Source organism: Streptomyces sp. NPDC046887 (assembly GCF_040644755.1).
Taxonomy (GTDB): domain Bacteria; phylum Actinomycetota; class Actinomycetes; order Streptomycetales; family Streptomycetaceae; genus Streptomyces; species Streptomyces lichenis.
This window is the reverse complement of the sequence record NZ_JBEYXH010000035.1, coordinates 60368-79062: the sequence shown is the minus strand read 5'-3', so window position 1 is coordinate 79062 and position 18695 is coordinate 60368. Positions and strand designations below refer to the sequence as shown.

Sequence of the window (18695 nt, the reverse complement as noted above, 5' to 3'; positions counted from 1 at the left end):
ACCGGATCGCGCAACCGGTCCGCGCGACCGGGATTCCTCCCGCCCAGCCCGGGCCGTCGGCGGCCGGCGCCAGCGGGGTGGGGGAGAGGGCGGTGCTCTCCTCGCCCGGCTCCAGCAGGGTGTCGGCGGCGCCCACGATCAGCGGGTCCGGCTCGCCGACCGCCTTCACGTCCTTGCTCGGGTAGTCGAAGCGGGACAGCAGCGAGCGCATCGCCTCCAGCCGGCCGCGCTTCTTGTCGTTGCTCTTCACCACCGTCCACGGCGCCTCGGCGGTGTCGGTGGCCCGGAACATGTCCACCTTGGCGGTGGTGTACTCGTCCCACAGGTCCAGCGAGGCCAGGTCGGTGGGCGACAGCTTCCACTGGCGCACCGGATCGACCTGCCGTATCGCGAAGCGGGTCCGCTGCTCCCGCCGGGACACCGAGAACCAGAACTTCACCAGCAGTACGCCGTCCTCGACCAGCATCCGCTCGAAGGCCGGGCACTGGCGCAGGAACAGCCCGTACTCCTCCTCGGTGCAGAAGTCCATGACCCGCTCCACCCCGGCGCGGTTGTACCAGGAGCGGTCGAAGAACACGATCTCCCCGGCGGCCGGCAGATGGGCCGCATACCGCTGGAAGTACCACTGGGTGGCCTCCCGCTCGGTCGGCTTCTCCAGGGCCACCACCCGGGCACCGCGGGGGTTCAGCCGCTCGGTGAACCGCTGGATGGTGCCGCCCTTGCCGGCCGCGTCGCGCCCCTCGCAGATGACCACCAGCCGCTGCCCGGTGTCCTTGACCCACCGCTGGAGCTTCAGCATCTCGATCTGCAGCACCCGCTTGGCCAGGTCGTACTCCCGGCGCCGCACCTTGCGGTCGTACGGGTAGTTCTCCCGCCAGGTCTGGATCGGCTCCCCGTCCTCGTCGAGCAGCACCGGCTGCTCGGGCCGGCTGGTGTCCACGGTCAGCCCGTGGAGCAGCAGTTCCGCCTCGTCCTCTTCGGCCGACCGTTCGCCCATGGTCCGTCCCACCACCCGTCCTCGCGCCTCCCACCCAGCGTACGTACGCCCGCTTGCCCGGGCTGGGCGGGAGGAATCCCGGTCGCGCGGACCGGTTGCGCGATCCGGTACGGGCAGGGCCGGGCCCACCGCCGCCCCGTGCCTACCGGGCGTGCTGCGGACCGGCGCCCACGGCCGCCGGGGTACCGCCGAGCCGGCCCACCGTGTGCGCCGGGTGCTCGGCCGCCGCACCGGCCGACGGCAGCACCGGCGCTCCGCCGGCCCCGGAGACCCCGGCCGGCGCCGCGGACTGCCCGGTGGGACCCGCGCCCACCGTGCGCGGCCCCTCCGCCACCCGGTCCCGGGTCCGCTCCGGTTCGCGCTCCCGGCCCCGGTCCTCCGGTGCGGCGGTCACCGACGACCAGGTGCGCAACCGGTGGCTGACCGCGTCGTCCAGGCTCACCGGGGCGCCCCGCTGCTCGGCCAGCCGGCTCGCCTCCCGGCCCAGGGCCGCGATGTCGTCCCAGCGCAGCCGGAGCACCACCGCCACCTCCGCGCCGCCGTCCGGCAGACCCCGCACCAACCGCTCGTCCCGCTCCGTCATGTCCCCACTCCCGTCGCCGTCCGCTCTTCCCGCCCGATCGGTCACTGGTACGGGCCCCGGTGGCAGGCCGTTCAGCTCCGGGCGCCCGGGCGGCGGCCGCCACCCGGCGGGTGCACGCTGGGAGGGGGAAGGGGACGACCGGGAGGTGGCGAGGATGCAGACGATCGTCGGATGGCATGTGGACGTCGAGTTCACCGAGGAGGCCGGCAGGACCCGGGCGGCCTGCCTGCTGCGGCTGCCGGACGGCACCGAGATGCGGGCGCACGGACATGCCCGCCGGCATCCGGACGACCGGGAGCAGCAGCGGATCGGCGAGGAGATCGCCGCCGCACGCTGCCTCAACGAGCTCTCCCGCTCCCTGATGCGCAAGGCCGGCGGCGAGATCGAGGAGGAGACCCACATCCCCGCGCACCTCGCCATGTGACGACCGCCGCCATGTGACGACCGCCGCCTACCCGAGCCGGGGCAGGGGGCGGCGGACGGGTGTCCCGATCCAGGCCGAACAAACAGGGCCATAGAGGCGGTTGCCGTGGGCACAAGGACCTCCGGCAGGGGCCGACGCGGTCGCCGCCGGCGAACGGCCGGAGGCAGTCGGGTCCCGGAAAGGACATGCCACACATGTCGCAGGTCGAGGAGTCCGTCGAGGTCCGCGTTCCGGTGCGCACCGCCTACAACCAGTGGACGCAGTTCGAGTCCTTCCCCGAGTTCATGGAGGGTGTGGAGCGCATCGAGCAGCGCTCGGACACCCTGACGCACTGGGTGACCAAGGTGGACGGGGCCGTGCGCGAGTTCGACGCCGAGATCACCGAGCAGATCCCGGACGAGCGGGTCGCCTGGACCACCGTCGCGGGCGAGGCGCGGCAGGCCGGCGTGGTGACCTTCCACCGCATCGACGACACCACCACCAAGGTCATGCTCCAGATGGACTTCGAGCCGGACGGCTTCGCGGAGACCGTCGGGGACAAGCTCGGTGTGGTGAAGCGGCAGGTCACCGGTGACCTGAAGCGGTTCAAGGGGTTCATCGAGTCCCGTGGCGCGGAGACCGGCTCCTGGCGCGGCGAGGTCTGATCCCACCGGGGCGAGTCCACCCCCGAGGATCGACGCGAGGGCCGGACGAGTGACACCGTACCCCCTCCCGGCGCCGCCGACGCCCTCCCGGCGCTCCTGCGCGGCAGACTCGCCCCGTTAACTCCAAGCGCCCCACCTCTCGGGGCTGCTGGCAACGGCCCCCGGACGGGCGGTAACCGTCCGGGGGCCGCCGCTGTACCGGCCGCCGGACGGCGCACCCGGCGGCACCCCTACGATGGGTCACCATGAGCTCCGGCCACCGCATCCGCCCCGTACGCCCCGCGGCGTACCGGCTGCTGCTGGTGCTGGCCGTGCTCGCCGGGGTGGTGGCCATGCACGGCCTGGCCCCCGGCCCGCTCACCATGGGCGTCACCGCCGCACCTCCCGCCCACAGCGGGCACCATGCCCCCGAGCGGCCTTCCGGGACCGCCCGGACGGCCGCCGAGCATGTGGCGGGTGACCACTGCGACCATCTCGCCGCCCCCGGCGGCGGCCATCGCGGCCATCTGGAGCACGCCGACCCGACCTGCGCGGCGAGCGGCGTCTCCACCGCCCCCGTGCCCGCGCCCCTGGCCCCCGGCTCGGTCGAGGCGGCCACCGCCGAGGCCCCGCGCGCCCGGCCCTGCGCCGCCACGGCGACCGACCGGGCGCCACCGGACCTGGCCCGCCTCCAACTCCTGCGCATATAGGCCCGCCCGCACGGCGCCCCCGCCACACGGGGCGGCGCCGTGCTCCGAGCCGTTCACCCGTCACCGCGGCCCGCCACGGCCCTCGGCCGGGCCCGCCGCACGCGCAAGGAGTCGCACCACCATGACCGCACGCCCCTTCCGACGTACCCTTCCGCCCTCCGCCCGCACCCGCCGGGCCGCCGGGGCGGCCGCCGCCCTCACCGCCGCCGCCCTGCTGCTGGCCGGCTGCGGCGGCGCGGACTCCACCGGCTCCACCGGCCACTCCGGCCATGGCGCCACCTCCACCCCGGCCCCCTCTGCCTCGGCCTCGGCCTCCGCAGACCCGGGGGAGGGGGCCCGCAACGCCGCGGACACCGCGTTCGCGCAGGGCATGATCCCGCACCACCGCCAGGCGATCGCGATGGCGGAGCTGGCCCGTGACCGGGCCGGCTCGGCCGAGGTCAGGGCGCTGGCCGCCGCCATCGACAAGGAGCAGGGCCCGGAGATCGCCACCCTGACCGGCTGGCTGACCGCCTGGGGCGAGCGGGTGCCCGCCGAGGAGCCCGGCGGCCATGACGGCCACGAGGGCGGCCACGCCATGGCCGGGATGATGAGCGGGGCCGAGATGGACCGGCTGGAGCGGGCCTCCGGCAAGGCCTTCGACCGGGCCTTCCTGGAGCTGATGGTCCGGCACCACGAGGGCGCGGTGCAGATGGCCCGCACCGAGCTCGCCGAGGGCGTCCACCGGCCGGCCCGGACGCTGGCCGAGTCCGTCGTCGCCTCGCAGAGCGCCGAGATCACCCGGATGCGGAAGCTGCTCGACCAGAGCTGACCGGTCCGGGGGTCGACCCCGCCGGCACCGCGGCCGGCGGGGTCGGCCCCACCTCACAGCGCCGCGTGCGCCCCGCCCCGGTCCCGGCCGCCGGGGTGGCGGTGGCGCCAGAACCAGAACACCGCGGAGGACAGCAGCGCCCACCCGGCCAGCACCGCGAACGGGAAGAGATGCTGGTGGCCCCCGAAGTAGACCGCCGTGTGCTGGGCGTTGACCGAGGCCCCCGGCGGCAGCCACTGGCCGATGTGCCCGAGCACCGAGGGCAGCAGCGGCCAGGAGACCGCACCGCCGGAGGAGGGGTTGCCGAGCAGCACCATCAGCCCCCAGGTCGGCAGCATCGCCCAGCGGCCGATCAGGGTGTTGAACATCGAGAAGACCATCCCCGAGGTGAACATCGTCAGCGCCAGGATCAGCCAGGACTCCACGAACGGCAGGTCCAGCGCGCCCAGCAGCCAGTCCACGGTCGCGGCGATCGCGAACCCGCCGAGCAGCGCGTACAGCGCGGTGAAGCCGATCCGCTCGGCCGGGTTGAGCGGCCGGGCGTGCACACTGAGCTGGATCGCCCCCACGAAGCCGATGATCACCGCGGCGAGCGAGATGTAGAACAGCGCCAGCCCCCGGGGATCGCCCTTCTGCAGCGGCTTGACGTCCGCCACCCGCACCGGCACCCCGGTGGCCTTCCCGACGGTCAGCGCGGACTGGGCCAGCAGCTGCGCCACCGACGAACCCGAGGCGCCGGCCACATCGAAGCGGACCCCGCCCCCGTCCGGCCGCACCGTCAGGATGGCGAACACCCGCTGCTCGTTGACCGCCTCCAGGGCCTCGGCCCGGTTCCGGTAGGGGCGCGGGGTCAGCGAGGAGTTGAGGGCCTTCTCCATCCCGCCGGTGAACGCCTCGCCGGCCGGGGAGTCCGCCGGTCCGACCACGGCGGTCGGGATGTGCCGGGGGGTGGGGTTGGCCATCGTGTACGTGTACGAGCCGGCGAACAGCGCGGCGGCCAGGGCCAGGATGAACACCAGCACCGTGGCGGGCAGGAAGGGCGACCGCTTGAACATCGCCCAGGTGTCGGCGCGGGTCGGCGGACGTCCATGGGCGCCGTGCGGCGGATGCCCGTCCTCGTGGGCCGGCTCCTCCCCGCCCCCACCTCCCCGCTCGGGGTGCTCGGTCTCCTCGGTCGGCCTGTGGTCATGCGTGTCGGACATGATCACAGGCTAATCCGACGATATGCCGTGAACCGTGTGGAACGCGCAGCTCAGCGGCGGTGATCCCGCCCCGGCGGTCCGGTCAGGGGGCCGAGGGCGGCGGGACCGGCTCCTGGGACGGCGGGGCCGCCGGTGAGCCGTTGCCGGGCGGCGGGCCGGTGGTGGTGTCCCCGGGCGGCGGCTCCGTCCCGGTCCCCGGACCCTGGGTGTCGGTGTCCGGCGGCGGCTCGGGAGCCTGGGACGTGCCGCCCGTGTCGGCCGGCGACTCGGGCTCGGGCTGCTCCGGCGGTACGGAGGTCGGCGGCCCGGTCTCGGTCGCGGGCGAGGTCGTCGGCGCCGTCGTCCCGTCCGTCGGCTCGGTGGCCGGGGGAGTGGTGGGCCGGTCCCGGTCGGCGTTGGAGTCGCCCGTCTCGCGGGTCATCCAGTCGCCGGTCCCGGTGTCCACGATGACGAACTTCTCCACCGGCTTCGGCGCCGGCTTGACCACCACCGTGCGGGACAGCGAATACCCCGGCCAGGGCGTGCCCACCGTCCGAGGGGCCTTCCCGGTCACCACCGGATCGCCCAGCGGGTTGCCGCAGGCGCACCGCACCCGCGGCGCGCCCCGGTCGTCCACCAGCACCGCCGTACCGGCCTGGAGCACCGCCTGGTACGGGCGCGCGGCGCCGTCCCGGTAGCCGTGGTTGGTCACCCAGGTGTCGGCGCGCAGCACCAGCGGCGACAGCGAGCGGAGGTAGTCAGGCACATCGCCCGGGCGGATGCGCAGCGCCCCGGCGAACGCCTTGTTCTTGGCCGGTTCGGCCGTCAGATAGGTGATCTGCCGTTCCACGTCGCAGCTCGCCCGGTTGCGGGTGCCGCCGTACAGCCCGGGCCGGGAGCCCTCGTACTGCCGGACGGTCCCGTTCCCGGACGGCGCGGGCGAGGAGGGGGCCGGCGTGCTCGGCGAGGCGGAGGCGGCGGTCTTCTCGGCGGTGGAGGGGGTGAACGGATCGGGTCCGGTGGCCGCCGCCGGCTGGAGCCGGATGGTCTCCTGCCCGCCGCTCGCCTCGCCCCCGCCGCCGTTGCCTCCGGAGCGGGCGAGGACGAACGCCAGCACCACCGCCGCGACCACCACGGCGGCGATCGCCGCGAGCACCGGTACGGAGCGCCATCGGGGCCGCCCGCCGCCGGGGCCACCTGGGGCCGGGGCCGCGCCGCCTCCCCCGCCGCCCGAGCCCCCCGGTCCGCCGTGGCCGCCGGAGGGGCCGGACGGGCCCGATGGGCCGGACGGGCCGGACGGCGGGCCGCCCGGGCGGGTCTCACCGGAAGCGGGCGGAGGTCCGGGTGGTCTCTCGGGCGAACCCGACATGGGCCCCCGGGGCGGGCCCGTGGGGCGGTCCGAAGGCGCGTCGGAAGGCACATGTGCCCCTTTCATCCGTAACGCGCTCATTGTCCGCCCGGAACCGGCCCGCCCCGCAACCGGAGAACGAGAGCCCGCCCGTCGCGCGACCGGGGCCCCCGCAACCGGAAGCCGAACGCACGGGGAGCGGGTGCCCCGGTGGGACGCGGTCGGCGGGCGGGTCCGGCACGGGCTGCTTACGGTGGCGGGGTGAGCCGACAGGAACCTTCCGCGTCCGTCCGGCCGGGCGGGGCGCGCCGAGCCCTCCCGGTCGTGGGCGACGCCCTGCTCACCGTGCTCGCCCCGCTCGTCGCCATGGCGGTACTGGCCGCGCTCGGCCTCTGGGCGGCCGGCGCCTCCGACCTCCCCTCGGGGGCGTTCTGGCATGTGGTGGCCGCCGTGGTGCTGATCGCCGCGGGCGGCTCGGTCGATGTCTCCGGACAGGCCGGGGAGCTGGCCAACACCGACGCCGAACTCACCCTGATGCCGCTGTCGGTGACCCTGGTCGGCGCCCTGGTCGCCGGCGCCTGCTTCCTCCGCCCGCTGCGCCACCGCGCCGTCGCCGGGGCCGGCGAACTCCTCGGCCGGACCGCCCTCACCGCCGTGCTCTGGATCGCCGCCCTCGCGGTGCTCGGCACCTTCGCCCGGCACACCTTCCAGGTGGCGCAGCCCGACTCGCCCGTGGACATCATCACCGGGCTGCTGGACGCCACCCCCACGGTCGGCTTCCGCCCCGACACCGGCGCCACCCTGCTCTACGGCCTGCTGTGGCTGCTCGGCGTGCTTCTGATCGCCCTGCTGGTGTCCCGGGCGGCCGCGCTGCCCGCCGCCCTGCTCCGGTTCCAGGAGGCCGTCCGCCCGGCCGCCTCGGCGATGCTGCTCCTCCTTCTCGCCTATGTGGGGGTGGGCCTGGTCATCGGGCTGGTGGTGGCCGCGACCAAGGGGCACCCGGCCGAGACCTTCGCGGTGCTGCTGCTCGGCCTGCCCAACGTCGTCTGGCTCGCCCTGGGCCTCGGCATCGGCGCCTCCTGGGAGGGCCGGGTCCAGGGGCCGTTCGGGCTGCCGATGCCGCAGGCCCTCGACGCGGTGCTGCGGGGTGAGGAGACCACCACGCTGGACGTGGCCTCGCTCGCCCAGCAGGACGGCCGCGCCTGGTGGCTCATCCCGGTGGCCGCGGTGCTGCTGATCGCCGCCGCCTTCACCATGGCGGCCCGCTCCGCCCCGTCCACCCGGCCCTGGCAGCACGCCCTCCGCTTCGGCGCCGCCTTCGCCCTCACCATGCTGGTGGTCATCCCCCTGACCCGGGTGGTCGCCCGGCTGGGCCTCTCGGTGCTCGGTGTCATCGAACTCGACGAACTGGGCGGCCAGGTGCTGCTCCAACCGCGGCTGTGGGCCGCGGTGGGCCTCGGGCTGCTCTGGGGCCTGATCGCCGGCCTCCTCGGCGGGCTGCTGGCCTCCCGCACCCGCCACCACGGCGCCGTCCCACCCGGGCGGGAGCGGGGTGGCGAAGGCGGTGCCCACCGCCGACGGCCCGGCGCACCCTGAGCTCCCCCCGGGTCCATGGAGCCCCCGCCCCGGCTACCGCTCGCGGAAGACCGGCAGCGCCCAGGCCGGGGGCGCGGGCGGCGCGGCGGCCCCGGAGTCGCCGGCCAGCGCGGCCCGCAGCTCGGCGACGAACTGCCGGCAGGTCCCGTACCGGTCCACCGGTGTCTTCGCCAGCGCCCGGGCCAGCACCGCGTCCACCGCCCCGGGCAGCCCCGGCCGCTCTCCGCTCGCCGCCGGCGGCGGGTCGTACTGGTGCGCCCAGAGCAGCGCCATGTCGTCGTCGCGCCGGAACGGCGGGGCGCCGGTCAGGGTCTCGTACACCACGCAGCCCAGGCTGTAGACATCGCAGCGCCCGTCCACCGGCCGCCCGGAGATCTGCTCGGGCGCCACATAGTCGAGGGTGCCGACGAACTGCCCCACCGTGGTCAGCCCGGTCAGCGACAGCGACTTCTTGGTGAGCCCGAAGTCGGTCAGATAGGCGTGCTCCGGATGCTCGCTGTCCGTCCCCGGCGCGATGAGGATGTTGCCCGGCTTCACATCGCGGTGCACCAGCTCGTGCGCGTGCGCGGCGTCCAGCGCGGACGCCACCTGTGCCGCGATCCGCCCGGCCTGCGCGAACTCCAGCGGGCCCTGGCGGTCCAGCAGCGCCCGCAGGTCCTGCCCGGCGACGTACCGCATGGCGATATAGAGCACGCCCTCGGTCTCCCCGGCCTCGAAGACCGGCACGATATGCGGGTGGTCGATGGCCGCGGCCACCCGGGACTCATGGGCGAAGCGCTTGCGGAAGGTGTCGTTCCGGGCCAGCTCGGGGGCGAGCAGCTTCAACGCCACGGTACGGTCCAGCCGCAGGTCCCGGGCGCGGTACACCACCGCCATCCCGCCCCGGCCGATCTCGCCCTCGACCCGGTAGCCGGCCACCCGGGCCCCGACCAGCCCGGACTGCCGCCCGGCCGGCAGCCCCTCGCGGCCCCCGCCCGCGCTCACCGCTCCTCCGCCGGACCGGACTCCCGATCAGGTGGCGGTACGGGAGGCTCGGCCACCGCTCCGGTGCGCAGCTCGTCCGGGTCCACGACCCGGGTCCGTTCGGCCCCCGCGGCCGGAGGGCCGGGGCCCGCCGGGAGGTCGTCGGGGTCCACGACCCGGGTGCTGCCGGGGGGTCCGGCGGGCAGGTCGCCGGGGTCGACCACCCGAGTCCGCCGGACATCCGTGCCCGGCGGGTTCGCCGGCAGTTCGTCGGGGTCCACGACCCGGGTCCGCTCGGCGTCGAGCGGGGGCGCCCCGGGCAGTTCGTCCGGGGTGACCAGCCGGGTCGGCTCGGGACCGGCCGGGGCCCCCTGCTCCGGCGCGTCCGACCTTCCCGTACCGGCGGCGGCCGGTGCCTCCCGGTCCCGCTGCTCGGGGCGCGCCTCGGCGGAGGGGGCACCGGCGGTCGCGTACGGGCTGAGCCCGGCTCCGTCGCAGTACAGCCACCGGTCCTGCCCGGCGTCGAACACCCACAGGGCCCCGCCGGACGCCACCAGGCCGAACCGCAGCCCCTCCGTCCGGCGGGCGAACATCTCACCGTCCGACCGCCCGGCGGCCAGGTCCTCCGCCGCCCGCCGGTAGCGGCCCAGCTCCTCCTCGGTACGGGCGAGCAGCGGCCGGGGGTCGTCCGCCGTGCCCATCGGACGCCCGGCCACCGGGGGAGCGGAGCCCACCGGGACCAGCAGCCGGCCGTCGACCCAGGCCGCCCAGCCGTTGGAGCAGAGCACCTGGCCCCAGTCGCCGACCCGGTCCACCAGCCGCACCGGCAGGAAGGGGTCGAGCGGGACCGTGGGCCGCGCCGGATCGGGCGCCTCCCAGGCCGGCAGCCCGTCCGCCGGGACGACATGGCTCGGCCGGAAGTCCCTCAGGCCGTCACCGGCCGCCCTGCCCGACTCCGCGGAATCCGTCATCGCACGCCTCGTCTCGCCTGCCCCGTTCCTTTCGCGCCGCCGGCGCGGCGGGTTACTTGCGCATCACGGCCGGTTCATGGCGGCGCAGCAGCCAGAGCACCAGCAGTCCGAAGAGCACGCACAGCACCACCAGCATCCCCATGTCCACCAGCCATGCCGTCGCGGTGTGGTCGAACAGCGGGTCGTCCGTCTTCTCGCCGGGCACGATCTGCCGGATGCCGATGGTCGCGCCCATCGCCCCGAACGCCCACCGCGAGGGCACCAGCCAGGACAGCTGCTCGATCACCGGGGAGCCGTGCACCGTGAGCAGCCCGCCGCAGAACACCACCTGCACGATGGCCAGCAGCACCAGCAGCGGCATGGTCACCTCCTCCTTCTTCACCAGGGCGGAGACCAGGAGGCCGAGCATCATCGCGGTGAACGACAGCAGCGCCACCGCCAGGGTGAGTTCGATGAGCGGGGGCATCAGCACGCCCTTGCCGCCGGGGGCGTTCAGTGGCACGCCGATCAGCGCCACCAGGGTCAGCACCACCGACTGGACCACCGTGACCGCGCCGAGGACCACCACCTTGGACATCAGATAGGCGGACCGGGACAGGCCGACGGCTCTCTCCCGCCGGTAGATGGTGCGCTCCTTGACCAGCTCCCGCACCGCGTTGGCGGCGCCGGTGAGCACCCCGCCGACGCACAGGATCAGCAGCACGTTCAGCGCGGACTCCGGCCCGAACCGGCCCTCGGAGAGCGCCCGGGCCATCGCCCCCATGACGAACGGCAGCGCCACCATGATCACCAGGAAGGTCCGGTCGGCGCTGAGCGCCGCCGCGTACCGCCGCACCAGGGTCCCCAACTGGCCCAGCCAGCTCTGCGCCTTGGGCGGCGGGGCGGGAGGAGCCGCGTCATGGTCCTCGGGCACCTCGGGCCGCTCCATGGCGCCCGCGATGTACTGGCGGTGCAGCCGGGACTCCCGGAAGCCCTCCGCCCAGTCCCGGTCCCGGTCGTTCTCGAACGCCTCGAACGCCTCCGGCCACTGCGCGAAGCCGAAGAACGGCAGCGCCTCCTCGGGCGGCCCGAAGTAGGCGATCCGCCCGCCCGGCGCCAGCACCAGCAGCCGGTCGCAGACATCGAGGCTCAGCACGCTGTGGGTGACCACCACGACCGTGCGCCCGTCGTCGGCGAGCCCGCGCAGCATATGCATCACCGAGCGGTCCATCCCCGGGTCCAGACCCGAGGTCGGCTCGTCCAGGAACAGCAGCGAGGGCTTGGTGAGCAGCTCCAGCGCCACACTGACCCGCTTGCGCTGGCCGCCGGACAGGCTGTGGATCGGCTGCTCCGCCCGCTGCTCCAGCCCGAGTTCGCCGATCACCTCGGAAACCCGGGCCTCGCGCTCCTCGGCGGCGGTGTCCTCCGGGAAGCGCAGCTCGGCCGCGTAGGTCAGGGCGCGCCGCACGGTCAGCTGGAGGTGCAGGATGTCGTCCTGCGGTACCAGCCCGATGCGCCGCCGCAGCTCCGCGTAGTCCCGGTACAGGTCGCGGCCGTCGTAGAGCACGGTGCCGTGGTCGGCCGGGCGCAGCCCGGTCAGCGCGTTGAGCAGGGTCGACTTACCCGAGCCGCTAGGGCCGACGACCGCCAGCAGGCACTTCTCGCCGACCGGGAAGGTCATCCCCTCCAGCAGGGTCTTGGACCCGCGGTCCACCGTCACGGCCAGGTCCTGGACGTCGAGGGAGACCTCACCGGTGTCGGTGAACTCCACCAGCCGCCCGCCGACCAGGCAGAACGCGGAGTGCCCGATGCCGATGATGTCCTCGGCCGCCAGCCGGACCGCCTCCCGCTCGATCCGGCGGCCGTTGAGGAAGGTGCCGTTGTGGCTGCCGAGGTCATGGATCCAGTAGGTGCCGTCCGACTGCACGAGCAGTTCGGCGTGGGACCGGGAGACCGTCAGATCGTCGAGCACCAGGTCGTTGTCGGGCCCCCGGCCGATGTGCACGGTCCGGGCGGGCAGCGGGCGTACGGAGGTGGGCTGCCGGAAGGTGCCGGTGGCCGCCGGGTGGGCGACCCCGGAAGGCCGCGGCGGCGCTCCGCCGACCCGGCCGCCGCCTGGCCCCTGCCGCGCCCCGTCCGCCCCGATCGGCGCGGTGAGGCCGTCCTCCGCCCGCGCGGTGAGGCCGTCCTCCGCCCGCGCGGGGAAGCTCTCCGGCCTCCCCGGAACGCTCTCCGGCCTCCCCGGAATGCTCTCTGGCGTCGCCGGGATGCCCTCGGGCGTTCCCGGGTGGTCCGCTGGTGCGATCGGTTCGCTCGCCGGTGCCACCGGCCCGGCATGCGGCGGAGCCGAGCGCTCCTCCGGCGCCACCGGGCCGTTCTCCGGTCTCCCCGAGCCGGTCTCCGGAGCCGCCGGGCGGTGGCCCTCCGGCGCCACCCGCCCGTTCTCGGGCGCCACCCGCCCGTTCTCGGGCGCCACTTGCCCGTTCTCGGGCGCCGGCGCGCCGGCCTCCGGCGCCACTGCGCCAGGCTCCGGTGCCACCGGGACGCTGTGCGGTGCGGCCGACTGGCCCTCGGGTGCCGCCGGGCCCTTCTCCGGTGTCGCGGCGCCGCTTTCCGCGGCCGTCAGTCCGTCGCGCGGCTGCCCGGCACCGTCCTGCCGTCCGGCCAGCCCGTGGCGCGGCTCTTGTCCGCCCTCCTGCGGTCCGGGCCGCCCGTGGCGTGGCTCTCGTCGGCCGTCCTCCGGTCCTGTCGGCCCGTCGCGCGGCTCTCGTACGCCGTCCCGCGGTCCCGTCAGCTCGTCCGGCGGTGCTGCCGGACCGCCTTCGGGCGCGGCCGGGCGGTCTTCCGGTGCGACCCCTGGCCTGGGGCCGCCGGTACGGGCGGGCCCGTACGCATCGGCCGGTGCGGGCGGCACCGCCGTACCGAGGTCCGGTGCGCCAGGGTCCGGTCCGGCCGCTTCCCGGTCGTCGGTACGGGCCTGCTCGGGGCCGCGCGGCGCCGGCGCCTCCGGTTGCCCGGCGTGCCGTGCGTGGCGTCCGGTGCGCCGGGCCGGTCCGCCGGTCTCCGGCTCCACCCGGGGGACGTACGCGGTGCCCGAGTCCTCGTCCGCCGGGGCTCCCCGGCGCCCGCCCCGCCCGGGGCCCTGACCGAACCAGGCCTCGGCGCCCCGTGCCCGGGGGCCGGAGGGGCGGGCGGTGCCACCCTGCCCGTCCCCGGGACCGCGACCGCCGCCCGGAGGGGCGGAGAGCGCGGCGCGGGGACCGTCCACCGGGTGGCCGAAGCGCAGGACGCTGCCGGGACCGACGTCCCGCTCCCGCACCCGCACACCCTCGCTGAAGGTGCCGTTGGTGCTGTCCTCGTCCTGGACTGTCCAGTGCCCGTCGTCCGCTCGGAGCACGGCGTGGTGCCAGGAGACCCGGGCGTCGGTGAGGACGACATCGCTGTCCGGGTCGCGGCCGATGCGGTACGCGCGGCCCGGGGCGATCACGGTGGAGTCCCCGTCGATGTCGAGGACCAGCTCGGGAGCGGCGGGCGGCTCGGACGGGTGTTCTCCCATATGGGAATGCTATCGGGACATACCTTGACATGCCCGGCGGAACGGATCTTCCGCCCACCACCTGGGTCGACTCGGCCGCCCGGTCGCTTCAGCCGACCGGGCGCCGCCGGTAGTCGGCGACATGGCGGACCACCGCGTTGAACACCCGGGCGCTGTCCGCCGCCCCGGAGCCTCCCACGGGTCTGCCGAGCCGTTCGCCCTGGTGGGTGAGGCGGGGGTTGGAGAACCGGTTGATCCGGGTGCAGGGGCCGCCCGTCGCCTGACGGCAGCTCGACTCGTACGCCTCCAGCGTCGACCAGGCCCCGGAGGCCGGGAAGTAGCCGCGGGCGCTGCCCTGCCCGCCCGGCTCGGTCACCCGGTCGTGCATCGCCCCCAGGTTGTGCCCGATCTCGTGGGCGAGCGAGTGGCGGGCCAGCGCCGACTGGGCGACCAGGCTGTAGCCGTAGCCGCTGGTACGCGGGGTCACCCGACGGGGGCGGTGCGCCAGCCCGGCCGAGCCCTGGCTCCCGGTCACCACCGTGACCAGGTCGGCGCCCAGCCGGTCGCGCAGGCCCGGCAGCCCGTCCGCGATCCCGTCGCCGCGCCGGGAGACCCCCTTGAGCAGGGCGTCCACCGGCCGGTCCATACGGGCGGGCACCGCGACCGCGGTGACCCCGGCGAGCCGGAGCCGGGCGTTCACCCCGCTCGCCGCGAACGCCTGCGAGGCCGAGGCCACCGCCCGGGCTATCCGGGCCCGTAGGGAGCGCTCCCCGCCCGCCTCCCGGGACGCCTGGGGCGTGAAGCCGGCCAGCACGTCGATCACCACCGTCCGGGCCGCGTGGCGCGGCAAGGGCGGCTCGGCGCAGAAACGTTCCTGCATCAATTCCCGGGCCGTATCCCGTACCGACTCCCGTGCCGGATCCCGCATCGGCTCGGCGGCACGGCAGGCGGCGGCGTGCGCGCGGGCGGGGGAGAGGGCGGCGGCGTGCGCGGGCCCGGTCGCGCTGAGCACGATCACCAGCGCGGCGGCGCCGGCGGAGGTGGTGGCGAGGCGCATCTCCATCCTTTCGCTGAGAGGAATCCGCTGAGAGCAAGGTGCGGAGTGCAAGGCACGGAGCGGAACGTGAGGTGCGTTTTGCACGAGCCCGGCACCGCATGCGCCGCCGCGCCGGGGTTCACCGCGATGGCCCAATCCCCCCGCCCCGGGCCGCCCCTCGCCGTGTCCGCCACGCCACACCACCGGGCGCGATTCGGGCGGCGGCCGGCGGGAACGCGGAGGGCGGACCATGTACACCACACCCACCCCCGTCGACCGCCCCGCCGCCCGCCGACGACCGGAAAGAGGCACGATGACCGATCCCGAGCCGCGCGACCCGGTGACCCGCCACCCCCGCCCCGACTTCCCGGACCAGGAGCAGGACCACCCCGGCTTCACCGGGCCGATGGACCCGCCGCCGGACCACGGGGAGGAGTCCTACCGGGGCAGCGGACGGCTGGACGGCCTGGTCGCCCTGGTCACCGGCGGCGACTCCGGTATCGGCCGGGCGGTGTGCCTCGCCTTCGCCCGCGAGGGCGCCGACGTGGTGCTCACCCACCTGCCCGAGGAGGAGGCGGAGGCCCGCGAGACGGCCCGGCTGGTCGAGTCCGCCGGGCGCAAGGCGGTCGCGGTGGCCGCCGACAACCGCGACGAGCAGAGCTGCGAGCGGCTGGTCGAGCGGGTGGTCCGCGAGTTCGGCCGGATCGACGTGCTGGTCAACAACGCCGCGTACCAGATGGCCCAGCCCGACGGCATCGAGGCGATCACCACCGAGCAGTTCGACCGGGTGATGAAGACCAATCTGTACGGCATGTTCTGGCTGACCCGGGCCGCGCTGAAGCACATCCCGCGCGGCGGCAGCGTCATCAACACCACGTCCGTGCAGGCCTACCAGCCCAGCCCGCCGCTGCTCGACTACGCCATGACCAAGGGCGCGATCGTCACCTTCACCCACGGGCTGGCGCAGATGGTCGCCGAGCGCGGCATCCGGGTCAACGCGGTCGCGCCCGGTCCGGTGTGGACGCCGCTGATCCCGGCGACCATGCCGGACACCTCCGGGTTCGGCAAGCAGTCGCCGCTGGGCCGCCCCGCCCAGCCGGCCGAGATGGCACCCGCCTACGTCTTCCTCGCCTCACCCCAGTCCAGCTACATCACCGGCGAGATCGTCAACGCGACCGGAGGAACCCCGCTGCCGTGAGCACCCCCTTCGCGCCCACCCGGATCTGGCACCGGATCCGCTGGGAGGCGACGGCAACCGGCCGGTCCGTGCGCGCGGCCTTCACCGGGGCCGGACCGGAGCGCGACCTCGCCGTCCAGGCGCTGAAAGCAGCCGCGGCCGCCGTCCTCGCCTGGGCGGTGGCCGGCTGGTGGTGGAGCGCCCCGCTCGCGCTGATGGCACCCTGGACCGCGATCGTGCTGGTCCAGAACACCGTCTACCGCTCGCTGCGCACCGGCCTCCAGCAGGTCGTGCTGATCGCCGCCGGCACCGTGCTGGCCGCCCTCGCCTTCGCGCTGACCGGCAGCACCATGGCGTCCATGGCGCTGGTGCTGCCCGTCACCATGCTGCTGGGCAACTACTCCCGCTTCGGCGACCAGGGCGTCTACGCCTCCACCACCGCGCTGTTCGTGCTGGTCTACGGCTCCTTCAGCGGCTACGACATCGCCCACCGGCTGCTGGAGACCCTGGTCGGAGCGGTGATCGGCATCGGCGTCAACGCCTTCGTCCTGCCTCCGGAGCATCTGCGCCACGCCCATGACACCCTCTACCGGCTGCCCCGGGACACCGCCGCGGTGCTGCGGGACATGGCCGAGGAGATGAAGGACGGCTACGACCGGGCCGAGGCGCAGGAGTGGCACACCCGTGCCCAGCGGCTGCCGAGGCTGCTGGACGACATCCGCAACGCCCGCCTCTGGAAGCGGGAGAGCGACCGCTTCAACCCGGCGCGCCGGATGCGTCGGCGCGGGCCGGAGCTGCCCTCATCCGACTGGGACGCGGCCTGGGAGCGGATCACCGACCATCTCTCCGCGCTCACCGGGCTGCTCGCCGAGGCGGTAGGGGACGAGGCACGGCTGCGGCCGCCCTCGGGCGAGGCCCTGGCCGATCTGCCGGAGCTGATGCGGGCGATGGCCGAGGTGTGCGAGGGCGACTGCGCGGCGCTCGGCGGCGGCTGCCCCGCGCAGCCGGTCGACCGGGACGAGGCCATGGCCCGCGCCTGGGATGCCCACCGCCGGCTCAAGGCCTGGGTCGCCCACCAGGACGAGGAGACCGCGGTCTCGCTCGGCGCGCTGGTCTCCGAGCTGCAGCAGACGCTGTACGACCTGGGCGACGCGATGGTCGGCCACCGCCACGGCCCCTGGGCGCCGCGCATCGGTAACCCCCGCCCCCAGAAACCGGGCCGCACCGCCTGAGCCGCCGGGCCCAGGAACCGGGCCGCACGGCCTGAGCCGCCGGGCCCAGGAACCGGGCCGCACGGCCTGAGCCGCCGGGCCCTACGGCCCGGGAGCGAAACCGGCCTTCCCGGGCCGTCTACCAGGACCGCCTCCAGGGGCCCGCCCCCGGCCCGCCCCGCCGGCCTCCCGAAATCGGCCCGGCCCAACCCGGCCCGGAGTGACCGCTTCCCCGGACCGGCCATTTCCCAGGCTGGCCGTTCCCCTGGACCGGCCGCTTCCCCAGGCCGGCCCCCTCCCGGTCCCCGTCCGCCCGCTCAGGCGGACGACGCTCCGCCCGCCCCGCTGCGGCGCGCGGCCAGTCGCTTGGTGAGCGGGCGGGGCCACTTGCGGGTGTCCCGCGGTTCCACATACGGCTCCTCGCTCGGCGGCAGGCCCCCGCTGATCGCCCGCTGGCGGGCCAGCTCCGCGTCCAGCTCCAGCCCCAGCAGAATCGCCAGGTTCGACAGCCACAGCCACACCAGGAAGGTGATCACACCGGCCAGGGTGCCGTAGGTCTTGTTGTACGAGCCGAAGTTGGCGACGTACAGCGCGAAGCCGCCCGAGGCCAGCAGCCACAGCAGCACCGCCACGACACTGCCCGGGCTCAGCCAGCGGAAGCCCTGGCCGTGCACATTGGGCGCCCGCCAGAACAGCAGCGCGATCATCGCGATGACCAGCACCAGCAGCACCGGCCACTTGGCGAAGCCCCACACGGCGACCGCCGCGTCGCCCACCCCGATCGCCGCCCCGGCGCGTTCCGCCAGCGGACCGGTGAACACCACGATCACCGCGCTCACCGCCAGCAGCACCATCAGCACCAGCGTCAGCCCCACCTGCAACGGGGTCAGCTTCCACACCGGACGCCCCTCCGGCACGTCGTACACCGCGTTGGCGGTGCGGATGAACGCGCCCACATACCCCGAGGCCGACCAGATCGCCGCGACCAGGCTGATCACGGCCACCACACCGCTGGCCCCGGAGGCGTCCTGCAACTGCCGCACCGCGTCGCCGAGGATGTCCCGCACCGGACCGGGCGCCAGCTTCTGGAGGTTGTCCAGCACCGAGCGGGTCGCCGACTCGCCGACGACGCCCAGCACGGAGACCATCACCAGCAGCGCCGGGAAGATCGACAGCACGCTGTAGTAGGTGAGCGAGGCCGCCTTGTCGGGCAGCTCGTCCTCCATGAACTCCGCCCCGGTGCGCTTGAGCACCGCCCGCCACGAGGACGCCGGGAGGTCGGTCGGCTGCTCCACCTCGTCCCCGCCGGCACCCGCCCCCTCGGCCGTTTCCCCGGCTGTTTCCCGGACCGCCGCCGTTTCCCCGGCCGTTTCCCTCACGGTTTCCCCGGCCGTCTCCCCCGCCGTCCCGCCCGCTGGATCACCGCCCGGATCCTCCTCGCCCCCTCGGGACGCCGCCGCGTCCGCCCCTGCCGCCGGCGCGTGCGCCGCATTGTCCCTGCTCTCACCGGTGTGTGCCATACGGCCACGGGTTACCCGGCAGACCGGGCT

General features: G+C 75.3%; 16 protein-coding genes. 7 read left to right on the top strand and 9 right to left on the bottom strand.

Going from position 1 to position 18695, the window contains the following annotated elements; all coding sequences use genetic code 11:
- Together ppk2 and ABZ945_RS26215 are read right to left on the bottom strand one after the other, a co-directional pair.
- A partial coding sequence (gene ppk2, locus ABZ945_RS26220) for a polyphosphate kinase 2 (RefSeq protein ID WP_361274130.1) occupies nucleotides 1-997 on the bottom strand: 997 nt, incomplete at its 3' end.
- A gap of 142 nt (nucleotides 998-1139) precedes the next feature.
- Nucleotides 1140-1580, bottom strand: coding sequence for a hypothetical protein (locus ABZ945_RS26215; protein WP_361274117.1), 441 nt, complete (start codon nucleotides 1578-1580; stop codon nucleotides 1140-1142).
- Between the two features lie 154 nt (nucleotides 1581-1734).
- On the opposite strand from ABZ945_RS26215, the gene ABZ945_RS26210 reads away from it, so the two are divergent.
- From ABZ945_RS26210 to ABZ945_RS26195, 4 genes are all read left to right on the top strand, one after another.
- Nucleotides 1735-2004 (top strand): DUF1876 domain-containing protein, encoded by a 270-nt coding sequence (locus tag ABZ945_RS26210; protein WP_361274114.1) that lies wholly within the window; start codon nucleotides 1735-1737, stop codon nucleotides 2002-2004.
- Between the two features lie 194 nt (nucleotides 2005-2198).
- Entirely contained in the window at nucleotides 2199-2648 is a 450-nt protein-coding gene (locus tag ABZ945_RS26205; RefSeq protein WP_361274111.1) for an SRPBCC family protein, read from the top strand.
- Between the two features lie 245 nt (nucleotides 2649-2893).
- The gene (locus ABZ945_RS26200) at nucleotides 2894-3337 is read left to right on the top strand and encodes a DUF6153 family protein (RefSeq protein WP_361274108.1); all 444 of its coding nucleotides are present in this window, start codon (nucleotides 2894-2896) and stop codon (nucleotides 3335-3337) included.
- 121 nt (nucleotides 3338-3458) lie between these two features.
- Nucleotides 3459-4148 carry a DUF305 domain-containing protein gene (locus tag ABZ945_RS26195; protein ID WP_361274105.1) on the top strand — a complete coding sequence of 230 codons (690 nt, stop codon included), beginning with the start codon at nucleotides 3459-3461 and terminating at the stop codon, nucleotides 4146-4148.
- Between the two features lie 53 nt (nucleotides 4149-4201).
- Here ABZ945_RS26195 and ABZ945_RS26190 read toward each other — a convergent pair whose 3' ends face one another.
- Nucleotides 4202-5203: an ABC transporter permease gene (locus ABZ945_RS26190; RefSeq protein WP_361274128.1), complete on the bottom strand. Its 1002-nt coding sequence runs from the start codon at nucleotides 5201-5203 to the stop codon at nucleotides 4202-4204.
- Between the two features lie 229 nt (nucleotides 5204-5432).
- Entirely contained in the window at nucleotides 5433-6485 is a 1053-nt protein-coding gene (locus ABZ945_RS26185) for a DUF6777 domain-containing protein (protein WP_361274102.1), read from the bottom strand.
- Nucleotides 6486-7001: 516 nt separating this feature from the next.
- On the opposite strand from ABZ945_RS26185, the gene ABZ945_RS26180 reads away from it, so the two are divergent.
- Entirely contained in the window at nucleotides 7002-8273 is a 1272-nt protein-coding gene (locus ABZ945_RS26180; RefSeq protein WP_361274125.1) for a streptophobe family protein, read from the top strand.
- A gap of 33 nt (nucleotides 8274-8306) precedes the next feature.
- Here the strand turns inward: ABZ945_RS26180 and ABZ945_RS26175 are convergent, their stop codons facing one another.
- The 4 genes from ABZ945_RS26175 to ABZ945_RS26160 all read right to left on the bottom strand — a co-directional run bounded on the left by ABZ945_RS26175 (nucleotide 8307) and on the right by ABZ945_RS26160 (nucleotide 14778).
- Complete coding sequence (locus ABZ945_RS26175) at nucleotides 8307-9257, bottom strand: serine/threonine-protein kinase (RefSeq protein WP_361274099.1); 951 nt, start codon at nucleotides 9255-9257, stop codon at nucleotides 8307-8309.
- Nucleotides 9254-10207, bottom strand: a complete 954-nt coding sequence (locus ABZ945_RS26170) for a hypothetical protein (protein WP_361274096.1) — start codon at nucleotides 10205-10207, stop codon at nucleotides 9254-9256. Before ABZ945_RS26170 ends, ABZ945_RS26175 begins: the two co-directional genes overlap by 4 nt.
- A gap of 52 nt (nucleotides 10208-10259) precedes the next feature.
- Nucleotides 10260-13742, bottom strand: coding sequence for an FHA domain-containing protein (locus ABZ945_RS26165; RefSeq protein WP_361274093.1), 3483 nt, complete (start codon nucleotides 13740-13742; stop codon nucleotides 10260-10262).
- An 88-nt stretch (nucleotides 13743-13830) separates the two neighbouring features.
- On the bottom strand, nucleotides 13831-14778 hold the full coding sequence (locus ABZ945_RS26160; protein WP_361274091.1) for a reprolysin-like metallopeptidase: 948 nt from the start codon (nucleotides 14776-14778) through the stop codon (nucleotides 13831-13833).
- A gap of 292 nt (nucleotides 14779-15070) precedes the next feature.
- On the opposite strand from ABZ945_RS26160, the gene ABZ945_RS26155 reads away from it, so the two are divergent.
- On the top strand, nucleotides 15071-15955 hold the full coding sequence (locus ABZ945_RS26155) for an SDR family oxidoreductase (RefSeq protein WP_361274088.1): 885 nt from the start codon (nucleotides 15071-15073) through the stop codon (nucleotides 15953-15955).
- Nucleotides 15952-17166, top strand: a complete 1215-nt coding sequence (locus ABZ945_RS26150) for an aromatic acid exporter family protein (protein ID WP_361274085.1) — start codon at nucleotides 15952-15954, stop codon at nucleotides 17164-17166. Before ABZ945_RS26155 ends, ABZ945_RS26150 begins: the two co-directional genes overlap by 4 nt.
- Before the next feature lie 296 nt (nucleotides 17167-17462).
- On the opposite strand, the gene ABZ945_RS26145 is transcribed toward ABZ945_RS26150, so the two are convergent.
- Nucleotides 17463-18440 (bottom strand): YihY/virulence factor BrkB family protein, encoded by a 978-nt coding sequence (locus ABZ945_RS26145; protein ID WP_361274082.1) that lies wholly within the window; start codon nucleotides 18438-18440, stop codon nucleotides 17463-17465.
- Nucleotides 18441-18695: the final 255 nt, after the last annotated feature.

Excerpts from the sequence above, each read along its gene's own strand:
- ABZ945_RS26215 (WP_361274117.1), bottom strand. The coding sequence starts at position 1,580 with ATGACGGAGCGGGACGAGCGGTTGGTGCGGGGTCTGCCGGACGGCGGC.
- ABZ945_RS26210 (WP_361274114.1), top strand. The coding sequence starts at position 1,735 with ATGCAGACGATCGTCGGATGGCATGTGGACGTCGAGTTCACCGAGGAG.
- ABZ945_RS26205 (WP_361274111.1), top strand. The coding sequence starts at position 2,199 with ATGTCGCAGGTCGAGGAGTCCGTCGAGGTCCGCGTTCCGGTGCGCACC.
- ABZ945_RS26200 (WP_361274108.1), top strand. The coding sequence starts at position 2,894 with ATGAGCTCCGGCCACCGCATCCGCCCCGTACGCCCCGCGGCGTACCGG.
- ABZ945_RS26195 (WP_361274105.1), top strand. The coding sequence starts at position 3,459 with ATGACCGCACGCCCCTTCCGACGTACCCTTCCGCCCTCCGCCCGCACC.
- ABZ945_RS26190 (WP_361274128.1), bottom strand. The coding sequence starts at position 5,203 with ATGTTCAAGCGGTCGCCCTTCCTGCCCGCCACGGTGCTGGTGTTCATC.
- ABZ945_RS26170 (WP_361274096.1), bottom strand. The coding sequence starts at position 10,207 with ATGACGGATTCCGCGGAGTCGGGCAGGGCGGCCGGTGACGGCCTGAGG.
- ABZ945_RS26165 (WP_361274093.1), bottom strand. The coding sequence starts at position 13,742 with ATGGGAGAACACCCGTCCGAGCCGCCCGCCGCTCCCGAGCTGGTCCTC.
- ABZ945_RS26160 (WP_361274091.1), bottom strand. The coding sequence starts at position 14,778 with ATGCGCCTCGCCACCACCTCCGCCGGCGCCGCCGCGCTGGTGATCGTG.
- ABZ945_RS26155 (WP_361274088.1), top strand. The coding sequence starts at position 15,071 with ATGACCGATCCCGAGCCGCGCGACCCGGTGACCCGCCACCCCCGCCCC.